Source organism: Streptomyces sp. Ru62, assembly GCF_002920615.1.
In the GTDB taxonomy this organism is placed as follows: Bacteria; Actinomycetota; Actinomycetes; order Streptomycetales; family Streptomycetaceae; genus Streptomyces.
Genome location: NZ_PQSU01000008.1, coordinates 229,416 through 253,655, shown reverse-complemented (window position 1 = coordinate 253,655; position 24,240 = coordinate 229,416). Strand labels below are relative to the sequence as shown.

Sequence of the window (24,240 nt, the reverse complement as noted above, 5' to 3'; positions counted from 1 at the left end):
ACCGGAGAAAACCCAGTAAGGAGAGACATGTCCACGTCGCCTCTGCGACTCGCAGTCATCTGCGCCAGCGTCCGGGAGGGCAGGTTCGGTCCGACGGTCGCGCGGTGGTTCGCCGACCAGGCCCGCCAGCGCGGCGATGTCGAGGTCGACTACATCGACCTCGCCGAGCACCCCCTGCCGACGGTGCTTTCCCAGTCGCCCGGCAGCGGCACCGCCGAGGTGCTCGCACAGCTGACGCCCCGTCTGGAGGACGCGGACGCGTTCGTCGTGGTGACGCCGGAGTACAACCACAGCTACCCGGCCTCGCTGAAGTCCCTGATCGACTGGCACTACACCCAGTGGCGGGCCAAGCCGGTGGGCCTGGTCTCCTACGGCGGCATGGCCGGCGGCCTGCGCGCGGCCGAGCACCTGCGGCCGGTCTTCGCCGAGCTGCACGCGGTCACCATCCGCGAGCAGGTGAGCTTCCACAACGCCTGGGAGAAGTTCGACGAGAACGGCGATCCGAAGGATCCCGAGGCGCCCGCCACCGCCGCCAAAACCATGCTGGACCAGCTCACATGGTGGGCCGAGGCGCTGCGCGAGGCGCGTCGGAAGCGTCCGTACGGTCAGTGACACGGTGCGGGGCGGGGGCGCCCGCCCACGCCCCGCACCAGCGCTCAGGCCGCCATGGTCATGCCCCGCCCGAGACGGAAGCCGACACCGCGCACGGTCAGAATCCAGGAACTGTCACCGAGCTTGTTCCGCAAGCTGTTGACGTGCGTGTCGATGGTCCGCCCGGCCGTCTCCCCGGCACTCTTCTGCCACACGCGCGCCATGAGCTCCCTGCGGCTGAACACCGTACCGGGCCGGGAGGCGAGCGTGTGCAGGAGGTCGAACTCCTTGCGTGTGAGGGAGAGCAGTTTTCCGGAGAGGTGCACCTCCCGTCGGGCGGCGTCGACCCGCAGCGGGCCGTGGACGATGCAGCTGCGATACGCAGCGGCGCGGGTACGGCGCAGCACGGCCTCGACTCTCGCGATCAACTCCTGTACGCCGTAAGGTTTGTCGAGGCAGTCATCGCACCCCGCCTTGAGGCACAGGACGCGCTCCAGCTCGGTGGTGCGTTCCGTGATGGCGATGATCGGAGTGTCGGCCGCGGCACGGATGTCCGCGCAGACCTGCAGGCCGTCGACGTCCGGCAGCCCGAGGTCGAGTAGCACCAGGTCGGCTTGGTGGTGCAGCTCCAGTGCCGCCTCGCCGGTTCCCACGCTCCAAGCGCCGTAACCGTTCTGCCTCAGTAAGTGGACGACGGACCGTGCACAGGCGGCGTCGTGGTCCACTACGAGCACCCGCATTGCTTGCCCTTCCTCTGTCCGACTCGCAAGTTTCGCTGTCCATGGGGCCATGGGCGGGTCGTCCCTGCGGCACCAGGGATCTGCCCGGTACAGCCCTGCACCCGGTCGGCGGCCCTGTGGGCAGGACGCGCCCACCGGGGGCGAGCAAGCTCGGCAGCCATGGGACCGTGCCGACCACTGCCCGGCGACCTGGCGGTCTAACCCCGTTCCCTCCCCGCACCTGCATGGCTGAACGCATGCGCAAGGAGATACATCAGCGTAAAAACCTTGAGCCAGTGACTGTCAACGAGTCGGTGGCCAAATCCCGTCGTGCGTAAGGCTGTTAGGGCACGCAGCGCCGCAGTGGACCGGACGTGAGCGCTGGTAGAGGCTTGTTCTTCTGCGTCGATCGGTGACGTACGCAGCACGCCGTATGCCGAATGTCACAGATCTTCACCTCGGGTGATCTCGAAAAGCGCGGCCGTCGTTACTGCCCGTCTCGGTCACCGCTTGATGACTTCACGGCACCGGTTCCGGGTGATGGGCCCGCTTCTGACTGCCTCGGGTGGTGGTGGACGGGAGGCTGCAGCTGCGGCACCGCGATCCGCGACGTGATGATCCCGGCGGCGCGGACGGTCATCCGCGATCCTGGCCGCCATGGATGAGGTCCAGGTCGTCGTCGCCCATGCCCAGCGCGCGACCTCGCGTGTCGGCGATGTGTTCCTGAAGGTGGACGCCGATCAGGCGCCCCTCGACGTCGAGGTCGAGGCAATGGCCCGGGCGCCGGTCCCGACCCCGCAGATTCTGTGGTGCAAGCCGCCCGTGCTCGCGATCACGACGGTCCCGGGGACGGCGCTCGGCCGCCTCGGCGAGCCGTCGACCGCGTCACCGGCGGCGTGGGCCGCGGCGGGTGCCGCCATCCGGACGTTGCACGACGCGCCGTTGCCGCCCTGGTTCGGCCGAAGCGGCCAGGGCCTTGGAGAGTTGACGGCGGAACTCGACGGCGAGTGCGAGTGGCTGGTGGCGAACGGCGTGCTGCCCGCCGGCCTGGTCACCCGCAATCGCATGATCGCCGAGTCTGCACTGCGGCCATGGACTGCTGTGTTCGCCCACGGCGACCTGCAGATCACTCACGTGTTCGCCGACGGCGACGAGATCACGGGCATCATCGACTGGTCCGAGGCGGGCCGAGAGGATGCCTTGTTCGACCTCGCCACGTTGACGCTCGGACACGGCGAGCACCTTGGCAACGTCGTCGCCGGCTACGGCACCGACGTCGACCTCGATGTGATCCGCGCGTGGTGGTCGGTTCGCAGCCTGCTGGCCATTCGCTGGCTGACCGAGCACGACTTCGACCCGTTCGCGCCGGGCTGTGAGGTGGACGTGCTCCGATCCCAGCTGTAAGACCGCGCGGTCAGCCGGGCCGGGGCCGAGTTGTCAGAGGCGGAATCCGCGGCCAGGGTCCCGGGCGTGGTCCGTCCTGAAGGGCTCGAACCACTCGCCGGGGGCGAGGTTCACCATGCCCATGGCCTCGGGGAGGCACGATAATGGCGGGGCAGGTCTGCCCCGGCGCGAGAGGGCGCGGCATGCCCAGCCCGGCGTCGATCCGGGTCCCGACCTCGGCCGCCAGGCCTGCTTCGGCACAATCCCGCGATGGACACTCGGGGGCTACGCCGTCCTGGCCTACAGCCAGCGTGGCCTGGCCCGCTCCGAGCGTGAGATCCACGTCGCCGGGCCCCAGGACGTCGCCGATGGCGTCGAACCCTCAACTGGCTCACCACACTCGGAGGCGTCGACGCGGAGCGGATCGGATGCTTCGGCGCCTCCTACGGCACCGGGACAAGCCTGCTAGTGGCCGCTGAGGACCGCCGCGTCAAGGCCGTCCCCGGCGCCAGCGCATCGGGCACGTGAAGATCCGTGACAACGTCATCGACGACGAAGTCAGGGAATTCCCCCGGCTGCGCTCGCCGATTCAGCACCTGAAGACCTACAACGAGCGCAAGCGGCCGGTCCTGATGACCGCCTACTGGCACCAGACGATTTTCTCGGTGCCGGCCGTCATCGACCTGTTCACGCAGCTGCAGGGCCCCAAATCGCTGCTGGTGCAGATCGGCGACCACGGCAACGGCGAACTACCCGGCCTGTTCGGCGCCATTTCCGAGCCCACCGAGATGACCTACCGCTGGATGGACCACCACCTCGACGGCAGCGCCGGCGACGGTGCCACGCCGCAGTTCCGCATCCGCTCGGAGTACCTGCACAACCTCCTGTCCGACCTCGCCCACCCCGACTGGGCGAGCTACGCCCTGCCCAAAACAGCGTTTCCACCTCGGCGCCGTACCCGGCGGGCAGCAGGACGCACCAATGATCCAGGACCAGCCGCAGCCGGGCTGGACCCGCTCCGTGCAGCCCGCCGGCCCGGACACAGGGATCGTCGTCGCCCCAAAGCTCGTCCAGACCGGCTGGAAGGAGCGTGCCGGACTGCCTCACGTCTACCGGACCGCCGAAATCAAGCGCGACGTCGCCGCGGTCTGGACGACCGCGCCGCTGGAGCAGCCCATGCGCGTCCAGGGCGACCTGGAGGCCAAGGTCACCGTGAAGCCGCAGACGAACAACGCCACCTTCGTCGCCTACCTCTTGACTGCGACCCCGCCACCGGCCGGGCCGCCATCATCACCCACGCCCCTACGCCCTCACCGACCAGCAGGCCGCCACCGTCACCCACAGAGCCCGCTCTCGCATACACAGCCACGAAGGCGCCAACCCATCTGCACTGCTTCCCTTCGATCGCCGATGAGTTTCGGTGTGCCGGACGGTCCAAGTCGGCACACCGGACAAAGGGAGAACCCGATGGGCAAGACGCGCTTGCATCCAATGACCCACCTCGCCCGTCGCATGTTCGAGCTCCTGGAGCCGATCTGCCTGGTCACCTACTTCGCCGACGAGTGCAACGAGGAACTGGCCGCACTCGGCCACCGCACCTACTGGGACGGCTACTTCGCCAGCCGCGCCGCACCACTGGGACGGGTGCCGGCCCAAGTGGTGCATGCAGCCTTCTACAACTTCGCCGACGGGGAAGCCGCACGGCACATCCCCAGCGCCTGGGAGACGATCCCGCCCGAGGCCTCCATCGCCGCGCGGGAGCGGGGCAGCGCGGCCTCCCTACGGCGCATCCTCGGCGACGAGCTGGCAGACTCCCCGGGCCTGGTGCGCGCCGCCGACCTGACCACCAAGGCCGCGACGAGCGCCCCCACCGAAGGCCGGATGATGTACGCCGGCATGCGCACCCTTGAGATACCCAGCGACGCCGTCGCCCGGCTGTGGCATTCCGCGACCATGCTGCGCGAGCACCGCGGCGACGGGCACATCGCCGCTCTCGTCGGCGCGCGCATCGGCGGCACGGAGGCCCACGTGCTCTCCGCTCTGGACCAGGGCATCCACCCCCCGGAGTCGTTCGGACGCATCCATCACCTGCCGAAAGAGCGCCTGGCCGCGGTCATGGACGGCATGCGCGAACGCGGACTCATCGACACCGAAGGCCACTTCACCGACGTCGGCCGCGCGACCAAACAACGCATCGAAACCCTCACGGACGAACTCGCCACCCCGCCCTACGAGGCCCTGTCCCCCGCCGAACTCGACGAACTGATCACCGAGCTCGAACCCATCACCGCGACCCTGGTAGCCACAGGCTCGCAGTGACGCCAAGCGCAGAAGATCGCCCGCTCGCTGCCATCCGTTCCTCAAGCCGGGGGACCGTGCGTGCTGCGTCCGAAGGGATGGTCGAGGCCTTGCGTGAGATCCGCCGGACCGATGCCGGCCGCGACCCGTCCGGCCCCCCGACGGGCCACGCAGCGACTCCAGCGCCGTGGCTCGGGCAGGCAACGCTGAATCCGATCGAAGGGCGCAGGGTCGCAGCCGCCGCGACACGGCGTTGCGAACGGCACCGGCGGAACTGCGGCAACCGCCGGGTTGCCAGGCCGAGGCGGGTGCTCGGATGCCGCGGTGACCCATGGCTCGCCGAGTCGTCCGGCCGCCTGGACCGGCACCGCTGGGGGATCGAACGCACCATGTCATGGCTCAACGGCTGTCGCCGCCTGCACCGCCGCTACAAACGCACAGCCGACCACTTTCTCGCCTTCGTCGGCATCGCCTGCACCCTCATCTGCTACTTCAGAGCCGCTTCGGTCCAGGACTTGGCCCAATAGATCATGCGCCCGTGAGGACCCATGGCGGCCGCCGCCGGCACACCCACCATCACACGCGGTTCGATCAGCGGGTTGTCTGGATGGAGAAACGCCTCCAGGTCGCCGATCGCATCGGCGATGTCTTCGTCAATCTCGGCGGTATGGCGACGCACCCAGAAGGAGAGCAACACTCGTCCCTCCTCGACGGTAACGGCTACCGCGACTACATCGGATGAGATCAGCCCCAGCAGGGCCTGTACCGCAGTGAGGGCAATGCCGTTGACGCGCTCAAGCTCGGGGTCTGCCATGCCGACGCATCCTGCCTGGTCTTCGAGCTTTCGCGCCAACTGAGACATTGTCTGAGACACTGCGCGACCCTCAGCCCCGATGTCGCCGTCGACCGCGCTGACGGTGTCGTCGAGGAACGGCGGCGACCACCACGGCCGCCGCGCCCTCGACTGCTCGTGCAACCCCACTGCTGCGCTGCTGCAAGGCCATGCCCCCCGAAGCTGCCGCGAGAGAGTATCGCCGCGCAAGCGCCCACGGGCGTCGCGGAGCCGGTCAGCCGGCGGGTGTGCCTGCTGTCCCGCTGCGGTAGGTGGTGATACCCAGGGCGAGCAGCCAGTAGCTGAACAGCGCGCCCATCAGGGCGGTCGTACCCCAGCCGTTCGCCGCGTAGAAGTGGGCGGGGGTGTGGCCGAAGAACATGGACGGCACGAAGGCGAGGTTGATCCCTGCCAGGACGAAGGCGGAGCGGCCGGCCCAGCGCGGCAGCAACCTCGTCCGCCGGAGTGCGCATCCCACGGCGGTCAGGAGGAGCGCGAGCGTGAGACGGCCGATCGACCCGTAGAGGAGGTAGGTGGCGTGAACTGTGATGGTGGGGTCGATCGGGTGGACGGCCGCGATGACCGCGCCGCCCTCCAGTCCGCTGGAGACCAGGGTGATCGTCGCGTAGACCAGTCCGGCGGCGAAGGCGAGGTTGCCGAGCCACTCGCTTGTGGGATCCGTCCGCTTGACCAGCTCACGGAAGATCGTGACGAACACGATCAGGAGTGCCAGCGCGAGGATTCCGATCAGGAGCCTTGCCAGCACGTTGGAGTCCGGTGGCGGGCCGGAGTAGAGGAAGTACAGGGGTACGTCGATGATGAAGGCGGCTGCGGTGGCGATGCCGGCCAGGCCCGTCAGACGCCTGGCTACGGTTTCGTTCATGGCTGTCCCCCTGGAGTTCGTGTGGTGGGTTCCGCGTCGGTTCGTGGGCCACGGCGTACGTGCGACGGGCTCGTGGAAGCGTCGTTTCCGGGATCACCCGAGGCCGTTCCAGAACGCGCAGTGGTGGCGGAGCGGTGTCGTGCGGGTGGCGACGATGCGGTCCGGCGCCAGGGAGAGCACCGCCCGCCGGGGCCAGTGCGGTGAGGACGGGCCGTTCGGGTCGGCGCCGCGGGCGAAGCGTGTCCAGTAGTCGATCATGGTGTCGGCCAGCCGGTGCTGCGCCGCGGTCAGGGCGCGGGGGCGGCCGCCCAGGTCGAAGAGGTACGGCAGTTCGCTCGCGTGCGGTGCGCCGAGCGGGAAGGGCGGCGCGCCCGGGGTGAGCGGCGGGGCGTGTTCGTCGGCGAACTCGTAGCGCCACACGGGCACCCGGGCGGCGAGCAGGCGACCGGTGCGTGCCGTCGGGCAGGCGAGATTCGCGTCGCCGATGACCGCGCCGAACACCGGGCCGCCGTCGGTGCGGTGCACCGGGTACTCGCGGACGATCGCCCTCGCCTGTCCCGGTGGGAAGAAGGAGGCGACGACGTCGGGCCAGGTCTCCGGGGTGACGGGATGGCCGGCCTGGATGATCCCGGCGGCCCATCCGTTGCCCTCGTCACGGGTGTGGCCGATCAGCACGGGGACGCGGTGGAAGTGGCCGTCGGCGATGGCCGCCGCGGGGTCGCCGGGCAGCAACGGGGTTCCGTTCGCGGGCTGCTGGTCCGCGCTCTGGGCGGCGAGCAGACGGGAGACCTTCACGTGCCGCAGGCAGGTCAGGACGTCGTGTGCGGAACCGCAGCCGGCCTTCGCCGCGAAGTCCGCGCCCGCCGCGCGCGCCGCGGGCAAGGGGACGGAGGAGGGGGCGAACGGTCGCTCGGGACGCCCTGTGCAGGGGCCGCTCTGGACGATCGCCCGGTCGAAGAGTCCCGCCGCGGCGGGTGAGGTCAGCTGGGCGCAGACGCTGTAGCCGCCCGCCGACTCGCCGGCCAGGGTCACGTGGTGCGCGTCGCCGCCGAAAGCGCCGATCTCGGCGCGCACCCAGCGCAGCGCCGCCTGCTGGTCGGCGAGGCCGAAGGTGCCGGAGCCGGCAAGCCCGCTGTGCGCGAGGAAACCGAGGGTACCGAGGCGGTAGTTGACGGTGACGACGACCACGTCACCGCGGACGGCCATGCGATGCGCCTCGTATGAGCTGCCCGCTCCGGTGGTGAACCCGCCGCCGTGCAGCCACACGACGACCGGCCGGGGGCGTGCCGGTCCGGCGCCGTCGGGCGTCGTGACGTTCAGGTGGAGGCAGTCCTCGTCGGTGCTGCCGGCGGGCACCTCGCCGGCCGCTTGCGGGCAGGCGCTCGCGGGGCGGGTCGCGTCCCGTGTCCCGGACCAGGCCGGCGCGGGCGCGGGTGGCGCCCAGCGCAGGATGCCGACGGGAGGCGCCGCGTAGGGGATGCCCGCGAAGGTGCGGTAGCCGTCGCGGTGGACACCCCGCACCAGGCCGTGGTGGGTGTGGACCACTGTGGCGGCGTCCGGGGCGGGCGGCGCCGGCGGCGCTGGGGACCAGGCCGTCGTGAGGACGGCGGCCAGGGCGCAGCCCAGGGCGATCAGGACGCGGTGCATGGTCATCGTCTCCCCTCGGTCAGCTGCCGCCCATGCCGCCCTGCGCGGCGATCATGGTCGTCGGAAGGGCGCGTACCGCCTTCTCCAGTCCCGGCGCGAGGGTGGCGAGAGACCCCGTGCAGGTGTCGATGCGGGCCCGGAAGACGTTCTGGTCCTGCCGGGACACCACGGAACGAACCCGACCCGCGGCGGCCAGCGCCAGCAGCGCGGCGTCCGCGGCGGGAACGTCCCGCACCGGGCCGTCCCCGTGCAGGACCGCGGACACGCGGGCGCGGAGCGCGGCGGGCACGGCGCGGTCCGTCACGTTCACACGGCGTGTGCCCAGGCGGGTGCGGGGCGCCTTCGCGGTGAGGAGTCCCGCCGCGATGAGCCGGTCCTCCGCGTCCGTCAGGGTCTGTGCGCGGTGCCGGCGCACGAGGCGCTTCCAGCTGTGGCCGCCGCCGGCGTCGCGCAGGACCCGGTCCAGGACGGGGTCGCCGGTCGGTTCCGTGCCGGAGACGGTGACCGTGCCGCCTTGCTCCTCCAGTCGGCCGCGCAGCGCGAGGTCGATCAGGGCGGCGGCACGGACCAGCAGAGCGGCGCGGGAACGGTCGTAGGGACCTTCGGCTGCTTCGTCGTGGACCAGCAGATACAGGGTGCAGGGCAGGTCGTCGATCACAGTTCGACGGTAGGGCCGGCACCTGCGGGCACACATCGGCCGCGGGAGGGGAGGCGCACTGGGAGCGCGGGAGGAGCGCGGCCCGGTTCTCCTCCCTGAGGAGGAGGCGGCTGTCAGGGGTGTCGTGGCCGTACGAGGCCGTGGTCGTAGGCGGCGACGACGGCCTGGACGCGATCGCGCAGGTTCAGTTTGCGCAGCACCCCGGTGACGTGGTTTTTGACGGTGGCCTCCGACAGGCCCAGCCGCTCGGCGATCTCCGCGTTCGACAGGGCCTGCCCGATCAGGGTGAGCACCTCCCGTTCGCGGACGGAGAGGTCCTTCAGGGATGGCGGCGGCGCCGGGTCGGGGGTCGTTGCCAGGAACCGGTCGAGTACACGGCTGAGGACGCTGGGGGCCAGCAGCGCGTCGCCCCGCGCGGTGACGCGGAGGGCGTCGACGAGTTCTCCCGGGCGGATGTCCTTCAGCAGGAAGCCGCTCGCCCCTGCCCGCAGAGCGGCAACCACATGCGCGTCCACGTCCCAGGTGGTCAGCACGAGGACCCGGGCCCGGCTTCCGCTCGCCGCGATCTGCCGGGTCGCCTGGATGCCGTCCAGTACGGGCATGCGTACGTCCATCAGGACCACGTCGGGCGCCAGTTCGCGTGTCAGCCGCACCGCCTCCCGGCCATCCGCCGCCTCACCGACCACCTCCAGGTCCTCACGGGCGTCGATGATCAGGCGGAATCCGGTACGAACCAGGGCCTGGTCGTCGGCCACCACCACCCGCAGTGTCATGAGGCACGCTCCACCGGCAGCCGCGCCGCCACCTCGAACCCGCCGCCGGGCCGTGGACCGGCGCGCAGGCTGCCGCCCACGAGCCGTGCCCGCTCCTCCATCCCCACCAGCCCGCGTCCCCCTCCGGCCGCAGCCGAAAACCCCTGAGCCGCACGCCCGTTGTCAATCACCGTCACCTTCACGCAATGCCCTTCATCCGTCACGCGCACGCTGACCTCATCGGCGCCGGCCGCGTGGCGCAGCGTGTTGGTGAGGGCCTCCTGAATGATCCGGTACGCCGCCAGGTCCACCGCGGCCGGCAGCCCGTCAGTGGCTCCCTCGCGGTGGACGTATACGGTCATCCCCGTCGCGCGCACCGTATCGGCGAGTTCGCCCAGACGCGCGAGCGAGGGCGGCCCCGGCCTTCGCGGCCCCCCTGCCGAGCCCTCGTCCGCCTCGGGCCGGAACGCCCGCAAGGTCAGACGCAGTTCACCCAGCGCCGAGCGGGCGGCCATCTCGACGGCCCGCAGCGCCTGGCGGGCCTGGTCCGGCCGTTCGGTGAACACATCGTCAGCGGCGCAGGCCTGAATGACCATCACCGACAAGGTGTGCGCCACCACGTCGTGCACGTCACGCGCGATCCGCGCACGCTCCTCCGCCACGGCCCGGCGCGCCTCCGCCCTCATCCGCTCCTGCCGCGCCCTGCGCCACTGCCCCAGGGTCCACGCCAGGACCACCGTCAGCACATAGACCGCCGGGCTCGCACCGCCGCCCGCCCCGAACTCCAGCGCGACCGGCAGGCACATCGCCGCGAGCGCCCACAACGACACCCGCCGTGGCCTGGTGGCCGACAGCACGCACAACGTGACCTGCGCCGCGAGCAGCGCCCCCGTCAACGTCACCGCGGGCAGCAACTCCCACACCGCGATCCCCGCCATCGTGGTGACGGCCAGTACGGGGATCGGGACGCGCACCTGCCACCTCAGGGCACAGACTTGTACGAGGACCAAGGCCGCGGCCGCGAGCAACCGTCGGCCGTCGGCCGCACCGACGACGGACACCGGGATACCCAAGGCGACGATCACCAGGCCTGCCGACCCGCACCACAGCGCCCGGGCCGTCCGGGGCGACAGCTCACCCCGCACTTCCCCGGCGAACGCGTCGCTCTGCCGTCCTGTGCTGGCGTCCACATGTCGACCTTATCCAGCGGCACGGCGATCCCAGCGCTCACGACCACACCGCATCACGGGTTCAGCCCCGGCCGGCGGACTCGACCGGATCGCCGAGGCCGAGCGGGAAGGGTGGCTCGGTGAGACCGAAGGGCTCCGCGTCAGCCTGGCCGGCGCCGAGTCCAAGATCAGTCAGGTCGACTCCGCAGCTTCCCCGGGACCGGTCCGGCTGGGCCTGCCAGCCCCGCGGCCAGATGGAATCGGCTGATCATCCGCCCCCGGGGGGCGCCGAACCGCACGACACTGCGCTCGTTTGGCCGTTCGGCACCCTTGCTAGCTACGCCGTAGCTCATACGGCGGGCTCTAGTTGTCGAGCAGGTTCCACCACCAGGCGATCGAAGACGGTGGCGAGGCGACGGCCGGCCGGGGCGTCTCGGTGAACTCGATGGCCTTCCGGCCGGCATCACCTTCAGCGCCGGGCGGTCCCACGAGGCCACGTCCACACCACGGGCGACGGCTCGTTCTCCGGGCGCCACGGGCGGGCCGGTGCCGCTCCGGGATCGTGCTCATCCCTCGACTGTGGGCAGCGCGCGACGCAGGGCGTCCCGGCCTCCACGATCCGCGGCTTCATCACCCCGCCTCGGAAGGGCCACGCCGCACGTCACCGCCCCCCGGCCCCCGTGACGGACGCGAGCCCTGGACCGGTGCGGCGGCCTCCGTCTCGTGAGCCTGGTCGGCTGCGGAGCGTTCCCCGTGTTAGCGGCAATTGCCGCCTTCCAGCAAGCGCTTGGCCAGAGCGAAGGCGTCCTGCGTCTTGGGGTGGGACGTACCCAGCCGGGTGTTCAGGATCAGTGCGCCCCTGCGCGCGAGGGCCGCCGCGGTCGGGTCGCCCGACGCGTGCACGGCCCGGGCCTTGAGCAGCAGGGCGTACCCGATGTACAGGTGGTCCGGCGCGTAACTGGCCTCGCGGATCCGTAACGCCCGGGAGATCAGCGGCACGGCCGCGGCGTGGTCGTCCAGGTCGAGGTGGACACTGGCCAGGGCTATCAGGTCGAAGCTCACGTACGGGTCCTCCGGCCCGTACGCCGCCTCGTCGATCCGCAGCGCCCGCTCGGCCAGCGGCACCGCCGCCTCGTGATCACCGAGGAGGTGGCGGATCCGGGCCAGGGTGGCCAGGTCCGTCGCGATGGCGGGACTGTCCGCCGGCAGACAGGACTCGTGCAGGCCCAGCGCACGTTCCGCCAGCGGGCGTGCCCGCTCCGGAGCGCCGCGGTCCCGGTGGATCTGCGCCAGGGTGATCAGGTCGAAGCCGATCTCCGCGTCCCGCTGTCCGAGCGATTCGTCGATCGCGAGAGCCCGATCGCACAGGGGCAGTGCCACCGAGTGCTCCCCGATCGAGAGGAGGAAGGCGGACGCCAGCCGCAGCAGCGTCGCCGTCTGGGCGGCGCACTCGGCCGGCGGCTCGTCCTTGGTCACCGCGAGCGCGTGCGGGAGCAGTTCCTGCCATCGCGACGGCGCCTGCGGGTCACCGTGGATGTCGTGCGGCACGGCCGCGAGCAGCGCCCGGCACAGCCGCGTGCGCGCCTCGGTGCGCACTTCGTCCGGCATCGCGGCGCGAATGGCGGCCTGCACCAGGCGGTGCAGCACCAGGGAGGACGCGCCGCGCCGGGCGAGCCCCAGGCCGGCCAGAGCGCCGACCGTCGTGTCCCACGCCACCGGGTCGGCAGCCGCCGCGATCAGCGGTTCCTTGCCGTTACCGAACAGGTCCAGCGGGATGGGCTCCGGTGCCAGCAGCGCACACAGCTCCAGCAGCCGCATGGCCTGCGGCCACTGGCTCTGCAGCTTGCGCACGCTGAGCTGCCACAGGGTCGCGACCACCACCGCGGGCCGGTCGGTCAGTTCGCCCAGCGCGATCATGTCCTCCAGTCGCGACGCCAGCAGAGCCAGGTACTCCGCGGGCGCGGTGTGGTGGTAGTCCATGTACCCGGCCGCCTGCTCCAGTGCCAGCGGCAGGTCCCCCAGGTGCTCGGCGATCCGGTCCGCCACCGCTGCGGTCATGCCGTCCACCCGCCGGGTCAGCAGCTCCACCGCCTCCCGCCGGGAGAAGACGTCCAGGTCGACGACGCCGGCTCTGCCCGACCAGCCGCGCAGCCTGGTCGTGACGATGAGGTGGCCGCCGCTGCCCAGATCACCCGACGGCAACACGTCCAGGAGCGTGCCGGGTCTTTCGCCGTTGTCGAAGATGATCAGCCAGGGCCGGTGGTCCCGCAGTTCGCCGTAGACCCGGGGGACGACCTGTTCGGAGTTCACCTCCTCCAGTCCCAGCTCCCGGGCCAGCGAAGCGAACTGCGAGGGCACCAGATCGGGGTCCTCGGCGTCCACGAACGCCACGAACCGGTATTTCGACCGGTAGAGGTAGGCGTACTCGACCGCTAGCTGTGTCTTGCCGACGCCGCCCAGCCCGTGCACGACCTGCATCGCGCCGTCGCCGTCCGAGGCCAGGCGCTGCCGTAACTCGCGCAAGGTGGCGTCGCGGCCGGTGAAGTGAGTGTTGCGCGGCGGCAGCCGGTAGGTCGCCGGACGGTGCCGCGGGCCCGGGAGGCGGGCCGCCGGCGCGCGGACCTTTCCGCCAGCGGTCTCGAACAGGTCGGTGAGCGTGGCGTGGTCGCTCCGCAGCCGCGCGAGTTCCTCCTCGCAGGAGAGGTCGATCCGATGGGCATGCGCGGCGCGGACGCAGGCGGTCACATAGGCCGCGACCCGCTCCCAGGGGGGCGGTCTGCTGAATTTGCCCGCCAGCAGGTCCGACAGCGATGACCGGGTGAGGACCTTGTGCTCGTCGTAGGCCAGCAACAGCGCCTGGGCCGGTGAGCCCGCGGACGTGCGCAACCGCTGCAACCGGTTGACGAACCAGCTTTGTGGTGAGCCAGGTCCCCTCATGTACGCGGCTTTCCCCCGCTCCGCTCTCCGGAACCGTCCGGACTCCGGAGCCCGCGGACGCGGCGCGTCCAGCGGGGGACCCCAGCGCATCCGGGCTCCTCCGGAACCACCGCGCCCGAGCAGCGCCACCCGGCAACGTGGACGGCGGCACAGACGGCACGCCAACGACCTGAACTCGACGAGAGGATCAACCATGGAACTCAAGGCAAGCCTCACCCGACTCGCCGGCGCGGGCGCGGCGCTCGCATGCGGTTCGGCGCTGCTGGTCGGCGGCGCGGCCCCGGCTCAGGCGGCGGCCGTGAACTACCAGGTGATCAACGGCAACAGCAGCAACTCCTGCCTCCAGGTCAACATCTCGGGCGGCAAGGGCGACCTGGTCCTCGGCACCTGTGACCGCAGCGCGAAGCAGGTGTGGCAGATCAGCGGCGGCGTCTTCAGGAACCCGGCGTCGGGCCACTGCCTCGACGGGAACGGCGCGGACGTCTACACGTTCCCCTGCAACGGCGGCGCGTACCAGAAGTGGACGACCACGTCCGGCAGCCCGAAGTCCATCAGGCACGACTGGAGCGGGAAGTACTTGGACGCGAACGGAAGGGTGGGGGCCACGGTCGTCTTCCAGCCCACCATCAGCACGGCGTCCCGCTGGGTGATCGACCCGGTATGACCCGTCGGCCGACCCCGTGAGCCGGGCGGGCCGCCCTCACCGGCGGCCCGCCACTCGTGCAGGAACCGCCACCACCGCAGCAGGTCCATGCCATAGGAGCGGACGGTCGCCGCCGTCTTCCCGGCTGCGAGCAGCTCCTGGAAGAACACTGCGGCAGGGACCACGGCCGCGCCGTCGGCGCCGACGAGCCGGTAGGGCTCGTACGGGTCGCCGGTCTCCATCAGCCGACCCCACCGAGGAACGGTCAACCTCGACAGCTCCCGCTCGCGCACACCATCGTTCATCACGACCGCAGACCGTACTGGGCGACAACCTCGGGTTTCAGCTGTTGGATCCAGCCGGCGGTCAAGCTGCGAGCGACTGCAGCCAGGCGGCGGCCGGCCCGTACAGTCGGCGCCCCGAACCCGGTGACCGGGAAAACGAGCCCTGGGCTCGGCTATGCCCCGTCGACCGTCGCCCACAAGCGGGACGGTCCCGCGCTCGATCCCGGGCGAGTGGTTCAACACACTGTTCGCAGCGCTGCGGTTGAACCGGGACGTGGCCATGATCGCGCTTTGGATCTCCAGCGGAGTCCGGGCCCTTCTCAAGATGGACCCCGGCCCCACCCCGGAACCCAACTAGTGCCGCGTCAGGCAACGTTCGCCCTGTTGACTACCTCGCGGAGCCGTTCGTCGGCGGCGTGCTTGTTTCGCCAGATGATGTAGCGGCGGATCATGCTGCCCTGCTGCTTGTGGCTGGTGTGGTCGGTGCCGTCCAGTGCGAAGTAGCGCCGGGCGGTGAACTGAGCCTCGATGCGGTTGAGCCAGGAGCTGTTGGTCGGGGTGCAGGCGAACTCGACGTTGTTGGCTGCGGCCCAGTCACCGACCCGGCTGTCCTTCTTCGTGGTCAGGTGCGGGGAGTAGTTGTCGAGCACGATCGCGTTGCGGATCTTCGGCGGGCAGAGGCTGCGCAAACAGCGGCAGAACTCCAGGAACTTCGTGCGATTCTTGGTCGGCTTGATGTGGCCGTAGAGCCTGTTCTTGCCGAGGTCGTAGGCGGCGAACAGGTGTCTGACCCCGTGAGGGCGGGTGTAGGTCGCCCGCCGGCGGGGCCTGGGCTCCCGGTTGGGGTCCTTGTGCTTCCCGCCGCGCTCGGCCCACTGCCGCCCGGGGTGGGGCTGCAGGTTGAGTGGCCCGAACTCGTCCAGGCAGAAGACGATTTCGGGCTCGCCTTCCTCGGGTATGACCTCGCCGTCGGCGATCGTGTAGAGGTGCTCGACGCGGGCCTTCTTGGCGGCGTAGTCGGGGTCGCGGGAGGTCTTCCAGGTCTCGCGTTGAAACGACACGCCCTCCTCGCGGAGCAGGACCCGAAGGCCCTCGTGGCTGATGTCGTCGACCACCCCCTCGGCGACCAGGAAGTCGGCCAGCTTGGCCAGGCTCCAGGTCGAGAACGGCAGGCCGTGCTCAGCCGGCTTGGACTTGGCGGTCTTCTTGATCTCGCGCCGCTCGGGCAGGGTGAACGTCCTCGGCCGCCTGCCCTTGTACTTCGGGTAAAGGGAGTCGAAGCCGTCGGCGTAGAAGTTGTGGATCAGGTCCCGGACCCGGTCCGCGCTGGTGAACGTCACCTCGGCGATCTTCGCCACGGGCATGCCCTGTGCGGATAACAGCACCAGCTGGGCCCGCCGCCAGGTCACCACCGACCCGGTGCCGCGCCGCACGATCCGCAACAGACGGGCGCCCTCATCGTCATCGATCTCCCGCACCTGCACCCGCTCGGCCATGCCGGACAGTCTGGACCGAACTCGCTGACCGGAAACGACTTCCGGCCGGCGTGCCGGGCAATGTGATGCCGTGTCAGCTCAGATGCCGGGTGAAGAACCTCAGCGAGCTGTCCACTTCGAAGGTCGGCACATCGCCGTGCTTGCCGGGGTTGGCGTGCAGGGTCTTTTCAGCCGAGGCCAGGGCGTCGAACAATGCCAGGCTCTGGTCCCGCGGCACCGTCTGGTCGTCCCACTGGAGCAGGAACTGCACCGGCACAGTGATCCGCGAGGCGTCTTCGGCCAGTCCGTGCACGCCAAGCAGGCCCAGCACCGCAGCACGGATCCGGGGCTCTGCGGCGATGAGCGGGATGCCGAGCCCGCACCCCATCGACATGCCGCAATCACCCACCGGGCCGACGCCGACCTGGTCGAGGCGCTGGACCGCGGTCAGGACCGCCTGCCAGTCCGCAACGGCCTGACCGGCCAGATAGCTGTGCATGCCGGCGACCAGCGCGCCCGAATTCTCACCGGCGGCCATGCCGGCTCGCATCTGGGCCGCGATCCGGCCGAACCCTTCGTCTTGGGGTCGGTCGCCGTGGTTGGGTGCGTCGATCGCGACGACCGCGAAGCCCTCGGCGGCGTAGCGACGTGCCCGCGACACGGTGCCGGGGGCCGTCTTGTGCTGCCTGCCGCCGTGGCCCAGCAGAATCAGGGGACGAGTTCCGCGGGCGTCTTCCGGCGTCCACAGCACGCCGGGGATCTCGTCGAGGGTGAAGAACTGTTCGGTGACGCCGTCCGACAACGTCTGGGAGGCGAAGCGCATCAGCGTTTCAAGCCTTTCGGGATGCCTTGTGCGGGCTCCCTAGGCCATGCAAAGGAGGGAGTCCCGACCTGTCACAGCGTTGGAGGAAGACAACGCCGAACACCGGCGTGTCCGCGCCCGCGTCGAGCACACCTTCGCCCGGATGAAGAACTGGAAGATCCTCCGCGACTGCCGCCAAAGGGGCGACGGCCTCCATCACGCCGTCCAGGCCGTCGCCACCATGCACAACCTCGCCATGGCACAGTGAAACAGCAGATCAGCCATCACCCAGCGACGCCGACTAGTCGCGTGACGGCAGACCGCGAGGCCTACAACGCCGTGCCGTCGGACCGGACGGCGGGAGACACTGGCGCGATGAATCAGCTTCAGGAGAGTGTGGCCCTGGTCGGCCGTGTGCTGGGCAAGGATGTCATCGGCACCTACCTTCACGGATCTTCCGTCGTCGGTGGCCTCATGCCGGCCAGCGACGTGGACGTGCTCGTCCTCTCCCGGCTCTCGATGAACGAGCGGCAGCGCCGGGATCTCCTCGGCGGACTGCTCGGAACCTCCGGCTCTCGGAACAAGGTCCGCCCGGTTGAGCTCATCGTGGTTGTCCAGTCCGAGGTTCGGCCATGGCGATACCCTCCGACCTGCGACTTCCTTTACGGCGAGTGGTTGCGCCCTGAATACGAGGCCGGCAAGGTTCCCCGGCCGGAACCGATGCCTGACCTGGCCCTGCTGATCACCATGGTGCTGACCGGAGACCGCCCACTGACCGGCCCGCGGCCCGCACAGGTCCTCGATCCCGTCCCGCACTCCGATCTGATCCGGGCCGGCGTGGCGGGCATTCCCGACCTACTCGACGACCTGGATGCCGACACCCGCAACGTGCTGCTGACCCTCGCACGCATCTGGACCACGCTCGCCACCGGCCACATCAGGTCGAAGGACGCTGCTGCCGACTGGGCCCTCGCCCAGCTCCCGCCCGAACACCGCCCCGTACTGGAGCACGCCAGGCATCTCTATCTCAACTGTCGCTACTCCGAGGAAAGCTGGAGCGAGACGCTGCGGGCCCAAGTACGTCCGCATGTGAACCAGGTGCTCGCCCAGATCGACCAGCTGAGCTTCCGGAGCTAGGTCTATTGCGAATGCGCCGGTCACTTCCACTCGTTGATGGCCGCGGTCGCCTCGTAGCGGACCGCGAGCTTGTCGTAGCGCGTGGCGACAGCACGGTGCCTCTTGAACCGGTCGACCCGCACTCGACCGCATGACGCTCGCGGTAGTCGGCCGGGTGAAGCGTGGCGGTCGGCCGCCGCGGGAGCAGAGCTTTCGGCGGTTGCGGGCCTGGTCGGCCTTATCCAGGACGGTGCAGCGGATCCCGCGTCGGCGCAGGTAGGCGCGGTTCTTACGGGAGGCGTACGCCTTGTCAGCACGCACCCGATCAGGACGGACGCGCGGTCGACCCGGTCCGATGCGGGGCACGCTGACCTTCTCCAGCACGGTTTCGAACTGCGGCGAGTCCCCGCGCTGCCCGGCGGTCGCATCCGCGCCGTCGAGGTCGTCCTGCCCGACGGATCGGCCGTGCGCGCCCATGCCGAGGCCGAGCCCGACCTCCTGTGGGTGATGCGCAGCGCCGGCGCGGGTGCCGGGGTCGCGCTGGACCACGGTGATGCACCGCGACCTCTCCGTCACCCCCGTCCCGCACATCACCGCCGCCGCACACACCGTGGGCTCCGCCGATCCGAACGCCCACACGCCCGAGCAAGCCGCCGCCTTCGCTGAACGACTCCAGCTGATCAAGGAACTGGAGCGTGCAGACGCGGTGCTGATCGGCGCGCCGATGTACAACTACTCGATCTCGTCGACCCTCAAGGCGTGGCTGGACAACGTGACCCTCTACGGCCGCACCTCGGGCGAGAGCCCCTCCGCCACGATGCCCTCCCCGCCGATCTCCGGCGGCGTGGCGGCCGACCGGATCGCCGGCGCGCTCGGCACCCCGAACCGGGAGAGCTTGCGCCGCATGATCCGGACCGAGAAATGCGATGGTTCATCGGGGCGGTGTGAAGTGGCGGATCGTGTCGGCCTGGCGGTCCGCCAACCAGAAACTGCCGTCCCGGACGGGCGCGATGCCTGCCAACTCCTTCGCGCCCCGCACAGGCCAGAGGTTCATACGCCCCGTTGTGGTGATGCGGCCGACGCGGTGATCCGTTGTGAACCAGAGGGCTCTGTCGAACCCCAGGGTGATGTCGCGTGGGTACGTGGAGGCGGGTACCGGGAAATGGGAGAGGTGACCGTCGGTGTCGATGCGACCGATGCTGCGCCGATCCGTGAACCAGAGCGCCTTGTCGGGCCCTGCGACGATGGTGTTCGGGGCTGAATCCTTGGGCAGGGGCCACTTCTTGTAGTCCCCTTCAGGGGTGAGCCGTCCGATGCCCTCGCGCTGCTTCGCGTCGTACTCTTCCTGCTGGGTGAACCACAACGCACCGTCCGGCCCCAGGGTCATCCCTCCCGCGCTGACGCTGAACTGCGTTCTCAGTCGCGTGATGCGCTTCAGCCCCAGCTTCGGGTCAGCGCGGCTGAAGACCTTCGAGCCGCGTTCGGAGTGCTCGAACCAGATGGTGTCGTCGGGGCCAAGGGTCAGGGCGTCGGGGAAGCCGGGACCGTGGCTGCGGGCTCCGGGGCCGTTGCCTGGTGCGTAGGCATCGTCGCTCCACCACGTGAACGTGCCGGAGGGGTCGAGGCGTCCGATCTGGTCGCCGGCGGTGTACCAGATCCCGCCGTCCGGGGACTCCTGGAGGTCGGATGGGATGGGCGGGTAGCCGGCGCCGCGGGGCAGGGGATGCTGGGTGACTTTCCCTGACGGGGCGATCTGCGCGATCGCGGCGAGCGCCGACTCGGCGACCCACAGCGTCCCGTCGTCGGTCAGGGTCAACTCGCCGGGGGAGGCGTTGCCGGGCAGGAGTATCCCGGCGGGGGCTGACCGGGAGGGGCTCGGACGACGGTCGTCCGCGTGGTCGCCCGAACCCGGCCCGCAGCCGGCCACCGTGAACGCCACCGCGAGTGCGAGCATCGCGGCGATCCCTCGCCGCTGCTCACTCCCCGCAGTGCAGTGACGTCGGCGGCTCCGTTCCCATGTACTGTTCCCAGTCGTCCGGTCGCAGTTCCCCGCCGACCGACGAGCAGATCGTGCGGATCCAGACACGCGGATCGATCCTCCATTCGATGAGTTGCCCCATGTCGTTGGTGGTAGGGCCGTCGGGTTCGGCGTCGTTGCTCTCCGAGAAGTCGGCCTCCGTCGCTGTGACGAGCTTTGTGCCGTCCGTCGTGAGGGCGAGGCCCGTCGACTGCGACTTGTTGCCCTCGGGCAGCGGTAGCGTCCCGAGGGTGGTCTCCGACGACAGGTCGAGGAGGTGGAGGGTGTGGTCCTCTGACGTCGTCCCGGCAACGAGCTCCCCGCCGGCGACCGGACCGACCGCGGGGTCGGCCGGGCCCTCGACCCTGCCCAGGCGTCGGCTGCCGGACGCGGTCCACAACTCCATTGTGCCGCTGGCGCGTTGGACCAGGAGGCGGCCGTCGGCGTAGGTGATGCCTCGGACGTCCGCCGCGGGGAGCGTGTGGATGTGGCCGGACGCGGTGTCGATGACGCGGATGTGGGGGCTGCCGCTCCTGCCGACGGCCGGATCGTCGAGCAGTGCGGCGTGCGCGGCTCGCGCGTCCAGCGCCACGTAGCTGCGGCTCAGGCCGGACGTGGGGTTGGCCGTCGGAGCCATGGATCTCGGACCCGGCACCTCGCGCAGCACTTTGCCGGAGTCCGCGTCCCTGAAGCGGATCGTGCCGGACGCGTGCACCTCGGCCACCTTCCGGCCACCGGGCAGGAACTGCAGCAGCGCGGGCGGGTCGGAGAGCCGGAGCGGGTTGGGCAGAGCCGGCCAGGCGCCGACGGGCCGCCATACCCGTCCCCGGGCGAGGATCTGCGCGCTGCCGTCCGGCGCCACCACGATCAGACGCTCGCTGTCAGGCCGCCACAGCAGCTCCGCGAACCCGGGGAGCTGCACCACGGTGGGCAGCCTCCTCTGCCGCTCGTCCGTGCCGGGAAGGCCGAGTCTCAGGGTGGACAGCTGGGTCCCCTCGCTGTCGAGGACCGCCGCGTCGCGCCCGTCCGGTGACACGGACACGCGGGGTGCCCCACAGCCCAGGCAGGAGCCCGGGATCGGGATTTCCGCGGCGTGCGCTATGCGGGAGTGCTGTTCCAGGTCCCACACAGTGAGGACGTCGCGGGACGCCGAGATGAGCCGGTTGCCGCCGGAGCCCACGAAGGCCAGGGCGTCCCGGGTGACCGGCCCCGCCCCGGGGAGGGTGAGTGGGCCGGCCGCCTGCTTGCCAGGCGCGTGCGTCCGGCTCACTCGGAGGGTGGAACCGATCGCCGTGGCCACGTGGGTACCGTCGCGGCTGACCGCCAGGGCCACCGGTGTGCCGGGTTGCGTCTCCGCCTCCAACTCCGGCCTTTCGATGTCAGGCTTGCCCCGGGACAGCCACACCGGCAGTGCGGAGCCATTGTTGCTGTAGGTGAAGTGGCTGCCGTCCGGGGCAAGCGCGGCACCCGAGTTGTGCACGCCGAAGCCGACTGTGCTGCCGGCGGTACGGATGAGTCGCTTCATGGAGATCCGGTTCCATGTGCCGTAGGCGTACTCGATGACCACCACCTCCGCATCCCGGTTGAAGGCGAGGGCGGACGGGTCCGACGTCATGTCGTCGAGCTTCACATCTCGCGTCAGCCCCGAGTCCCGGTCCAGAACCGAGAGCGTGCGAGGCAGGCCGAACTCCGAGGTCGTCGTGGTGACCGCGACGAATCGTCCCGAGGGGGAAACCGCGATCGCCGTGGGCTGCTGCCCGTCGGGCAGGCGGGGTGCGGTGGAGGTCCTTCCCGACGTCCACACCTTGACTGTGCTGCGGTCGCCGGCCGCGACGATGGCGCCGTCGGCGCTGGACGCGACCGTCTCCACCGGGCCGGGCAGGCGGCCCAGTCGCTCGTGGCGGCCGGTGAACCGCCCGCCGTCGAGCCCCCACACCTCCAGGTCGCCGCCTTTCGTCCCGGCGAAAGCGAGCTTTCCGTTCCCCGAGGCCGTCACCGTGGAGATCGTCCCCGTGGCTCGCACGCTTGCGGCCCAATGAGGGCTCGCGGTGACCGCGTGGAACAGGGCCCGGCGGGTCAGCGGATCAGCATGCAGGCGGTAGGCGCGCTCGGCGAACAGCCCAGCGAGCCCGACGTCGCTGTGCAGCAGGTTCTCCGACACATCGGCCAGCCGGTGAGACGTGGACAGCCGATCTCTCGCCTCGGACTCCCGGTGCTCCACCACCACCCCGGACGTCACCGCCGCTGCGACCAGCGCCAGCGCGGTGATCAGGCGGGCCGTTCGGAAGCGTCGGGCATAGCGGTCGGCCTGGCGAAGCGTCTCGGCGAACTTCACGTCCGCGGGCTCGGGCGCGTGGGTGGCACTGGGCCGGTTCGCAGCGGGAGCGACCAGGCGCAGCCCTTTGCGGCGCGCGGCCAGAAGCTTGCTCTCGATGCCGCTGACGCCGATGAGCCTCTCACCGTGGCCCAGCGCCCCCGTCACCGCGGTGCGCGGGCGCAGACCGTAGAAGACACCGCGCAGCCAGGCCACGCTGGGACGTCGCGTTCGGGGATGCCGCACGAGTTCCCTCAGGGCAAGGGCGAAGGCGACGCCGAGGGAAGGTCCCTCGATCCGCGCGGGAGCAGTGGGGCGGTCCGTGAAGACGAGGCGCCACAGCACACAGCGCATGCTTCGGCCGGGCCCGGCCGCGGCCCACGCCCGGCCGAGGGCAGTGGCGAACTGGCCGTCGGTGTTGCGCAGTCCCGTCATGGAGCGGGGATCGGGGTAGAGGCCCGGGGGCCCCGCGGGGAACTCACGGAGCTCCAGGACACCGGTGGCGCCGGGCTCGTCGTCGTGGCGCTCCGTCTCCCCGAACACCACCGGCACCTGCACCAGCGGCCGTCTGCGCGGCTCGCAGCCCGCCATGAGCAGTGCAGCGACCATCAGCGCACCGTCCGCTGCTGGCGACCGCTCTCGCTCGTCGCCCGGCAGCTGCGCGACGCGCTCCAGGACGGCGTTGAGCCGCTCGACAACGTCGGCCGGCAGGCCGTCGAGTCCCCGGCCCGAAGGCTGCGCAGGACCAGGCGCAGCGTTGACGGACAGCAGGCCGCTGCCCGCCCAAGCGCTCCGAATCCGCGCCAGCGCTTCGTCATGCTCGGCTGCCCGGTGCACCGGTGCGCTCAAAGCGCGGGCCAGCAGGTAGGCGTGAGGGGCGGGCGTCATCGTGTGGGACGGGCGGTCCGGGGCCGTCGCGTCGATCCAGGCGGCAAGCTCCTCGGCCGGTCCGGAGCGCAGCCAGGAGGGGTCCGTGCGGACCGCCTCGCTGCAACACCTCCACCACAGCTGCCGCTCGCCGAGCAGCTCGTGCACCGCGCCCTGAGGGCTTGTCTCCGCCAGGACGGCGTCGAGCTCGGCGCGGTGCCGTCCGGCCGGGCCGGACGGCACCTGCTTGGGCGTCATCGCAGCGCACCGTCGATGACGTCGCGCATCCCTTCACTGACACAGTCCCTTACACGGCGCCAGGCGTCCCGGGTCGTCTCGTTGAGGGCCGCGCCAACGGAGTCCACGACGGTGGCCGGGGCCCAGTCTGCATCCGCAGGCACGGGTGCCGGGCCGGTGGCGGCCCACATCACGCCCGGTCCGAAACCGCGGAGGCGGACGTACGAGGCCGCCAGCCCGATCCGACCGGCCACCACGGGCACGAGGAGAGTGTGCTCGTGCCCGTCCGGAGGCGTGTAGGTGACGGTGGCCAGCAGCGGCCGGTCCCCGTCGTCGGCGCCGCGCACCACCAGCTCAAGGCTGTACTCGGATGTGTTGCCCGCGGGGTGGCGCAGCAAGAAAGCCGTCAGGCCGTCGGGGGAGGTGGCTTCCAGGACCACCGCGTCGCTCCCGGAGGCGGTCAGCGCGCCGGCCGCAGGAAGCGGCGGCAGCGGGAACCAGCCCCGCGCGACAGGGCCGGCCTGCATCCGGTGCGGAAACGCCTGTCGGGGAGCGGAGAAGCGAACGTGGATGGGACGCGGGGGGAGGACGATGCCAGTGAACGATGCCCAGGCGC

19 protein-coding genes and 2 pseudogenes are annotated in these 24,240 nt (G+C 70.8%); 7 read left to right on the top strand and 14 right to left on the bottom strand.

All coding sequences use genetic code 11. The features are described 5' to 3' along the window. Nucleotides 1-27: 27 nt before the first annotated feature. Nucleotides 28-612 (top strand): NADPH-dependent FMN reductase, encoded by a 585-nt coding sequence (locus C3492_RS13590; protein ID WP_103811991.1) that lies wholly within the window; start codon nt 28-30, stop codon nt 610-612. Between the two features lie 44 nt (nt 613-656). Here the strand turns inward: C3492_RS13590 and C3492_RS13585 are convergent, their stop codons facing one another. Further along, nucleotides 657-1,331, bottom strand: coding sequence for a response regulator transcription factor (locus tag C3492_RS13585; RefSeq protein WP_103811990.1), 675 nt, complete (start codon nt 1,329-1,331; stop codon nt 657-659). A 636-nt stretch (nt 1,332-1,967) separates the two neighbouring features. Between C3492_RS13585 and C3492_RS13580 the strand changes: the two genes are divergently transcribed. Together C3492_RS13580 and C3492_RS13570 are read left to right on the top strand one after the other, a co-directional pair. Continuing rightward, nucleotides 1,968-2,714 (top strand): phosphotransferase, encoded by a 747-nt coding sequence (locus tag C3492_RS13580; RefSeq protein WP_103811989.1) that lies wholly within the window; start codon nt 1,968-1,970, stop codon nt 2,712-2,714. Between the two features lie 1,491 nt (nt 2,715-4,205). Continuing rightward, a complete protein-coding gene (locus C3492_RS13570; RefSeq protein WP_258055680.1) occupies nt 4,206-5,012 on the top strand; it encodes a MarR family transcriptional regulator in 807 nt (268 codons plus the stop codon). A gap of 466 nt (nt 5,013-5,478) precedes the next feature. Here the strand turns inward: C3492_RS13570 and C3492_RS13560 are convergent, their stop codons facing one another. The 7 genes from C3492_RS13560 to fxsT all read right to left on the bottom strand — a co-directional run bounded on the left by C3492_RS13560 (nt 5,479) and on the right by fxsT (nt 13,869). Further along, nucleotides 5,479-5,805 carry a hypothetical protein gene (locus C3492_RS13560; RefSeq protein WP_146075681.1) on the bottom strand — a complete coding sequence of 109 codons (327 nt, stop codon included), beginning with the start codon at nt 5,803-5,805 and terminating at the stop codon, nt 5,479-5,481. Between the two features lie 253 nt (nt 5,806-6,058). Then, a complete protein-coding gene (locus C3492_RS13555; protein WP_103811986.1) occupies nt 6,059-6,706 on the bottom strand; it encodes a hypothetical protein in 648 nt (215 codons plus the stop codon). 93 nt (nt 6,707-6,799) lie between these two features. Further along, nucleotides 6,800-8,359, bottom strand: a complete 1,560-nt coding sequence (locus C3492_RS13550) for a carboxylesterase/lipase family protein (protein ID WP_103811985.1) — start codon at nt 8,357-8,359, stop codon at nt 6,800-6,802. A 13-nt stretch (nt 8,360-8,372) separates the two neighbouring features. Then, on the bottom strand, nt 8,373-9,011 hold the full coding sequence (locus C3492_RS13545) for a GPP34 family phosphoprotein (protein WP_103811984.1): 639 nt from the start codon (nt 9,009-9,011) through the stop codon (nt 8,373-8,375). A gap of 113 nt (nt 9,012-9,124) precedes the next feature. Then, the gene (locus tag C3492_RS13540; protein WP_103811983.1) at nt 9,125-9,784 is read right to left on the bottom strand and encodes a response regulator transcription factor; all 660 of its coding nucleotides are present in this window, start codon (nt 9,782-9,784) and stop codon (nt 9,125-9,127) included. Next, entirely contained in the window at nt 9,781-10,953 is a 1,173-nt protein-coding gene (locus tag C3492_RS13535; RefSeq protein ID WP_181140347.1) for a sensor histidine kinase, read from the bottom strand. The genes C3492_RS13540 and C3492_RS13535 overlap by 4 nt, the downstream gene beginning before the upstream one ends. A gap of 735 nt (nt 10,954-11,688) precedes the next feature. Beyond that, nucleotides 11,689-13,869 carry an FxSxx-COOH system tetratricopeptide repeat protein gene (gene fxsT, locus C3492_RS13525; protein ID WP_103811981.1) on the bottom strand — a complete coding sequence of 727 codons (2,181 nt, stop codon included), beginning with the start codon at nt 13,867-13,869 and terminating at the stop codon, nt 11,689-11,691. 193 nt (nt 13,870-14,062) lie between these two features. Between fxsT and C3492_RS13520 the strand changes: the two genes are divergently transcribed. Further along, complete coding sequence (locus tag C3492_RS13520) at nt 14,063-14,533, top strand: RICIN domain-containing protein (RefSeq protein ID WP_258055679.1); 471 nt, start codon at nt 14,063-14,065, stop codon at nt 14,531-14,533. 628 nt (nt 14,534-15,161) lie between these two features. On the opposite strand, the gene C3492_RS13515 is transcribed toward C3492_RS13520, so the two are convergent. Both C3492_RS13515 and C3492_RS13510 read right to left on the bottom strand, forming a co-directional pair. After that, nucleotides 15,162-16,292, bottom strand: a complete 1,131-nt coding sequence (locus tag C3492_RS13515) for an IS630 family transposase (protein ID WP_103811979.1) — start codon at nt 16,290-16,292, stop codon at nt 15,162-15,164. Nucleotides 16,293-16,365: 73 nt separating this feature from the next. Continuing rightward, on the bottom strand, nt 16,366-17,094 hold the full coding sequence (locus C3492_RS13510) for a dienelactone hydrolase family protein (RefSeq protein ID WP_103811978.1): 729 nt from the start codon (nt 17,092-17,094) through the stop codon (nt 16,366-16,368). An 82-nt stretch (nt 17,095-17,176) separates the two neighbouring features. Between C3492_RS13510 and C3492_RS13505 the strand changes: the two are divergent. The 3 genes and pseudogenes from C3492_RS13505 to C3492_RS13490 all read left to right on the top strand — a co-directional run. Then, a pseudogene (locus tag C3492_RS13505) lies at nt 17,177-17,341 on the top strand (transposase); the annotation flags it as partial. Nucleotides 17,342-17,448: 107 nt separating this feature from the next. Continuing rightward, nucleotides 17,449-18,210, top strand: coding sequence for an aminoglycoside adenylyltransferase family protein (locus tag C3492_RS13500; protein WP_103811977.1), 762 nt, complete (start codon nt 17,449-17,451; stop codon nt 18,208-18,210). 532 nt (nt 18,211-18,742) lie between these two features. Further along, a pseudogene (locus C3492_RS13490) lies at nt 18,743-19,003 on the top strand (NAD(P)H-dependent oxidoreductase); the annotation flags it as partial. On the opposite strand, the gene C3492_RS45695 reads toward C3492_RS13490, so the two are convergent. The 4 genes from C3492_RS45695 to C3492_RS13480 form a co-directional block, all read right to left on the bottom strand. After that, a complete protein-coding gene (locus C3492_RS45695) occupies nt 18,970-19,095 on the bottom strand; it encodes a hypothetical protein (protein ID WP_258055686.1) in 126 nt (41 codons plus the stop codon). The pseudogene C3492_RS13490 and the gene C3492_RS45695 sit on opposite strands and share 34 nt — an antisense overlap. Nucleotides 19,096-19,120: 25 nt before the next feature. Continuing rightward, on the bottom strand, nt 19,121-20,005 hold the full coding sequence (locus tag C3492_RS44615; RefSeq protein WP_181140356.1) for a hydrolase: 885 nt from the start codon (nt 20,003-20,005) through the stop codon (nt 19,121-19,123). A 160-nt stretch (nt 20,006-20,165) separates the two neighbouring features. Further along, nucleotides 20,166-23,645, bottom strand: coding sequence for a hypothetical protein (locus tag C3492_RS13485; RefSeq protein ID WP_103811976.1), 3,480 nt, complete (start codon nt 23,643-23,645; stop codon nt 20,166-20,168). Further along, nucleotides 23,642-24,151: a hypothetical protein gene (locus C3492_RS13480; RefSeq protein ID WP_258055678.1), complete on the bottom strand. Its 510-nt coding sequence runs from the start codon at nt 24,149-24,151 to the stop codon at nt 23,642-23,644. Before C3492_RS13480 ends, C3492_RS13485 begins: the two co-directional genes overlap by 4 nt. Between the last annotated feature and the right edge of the window lie 89 nt (nt 24,152-24,240).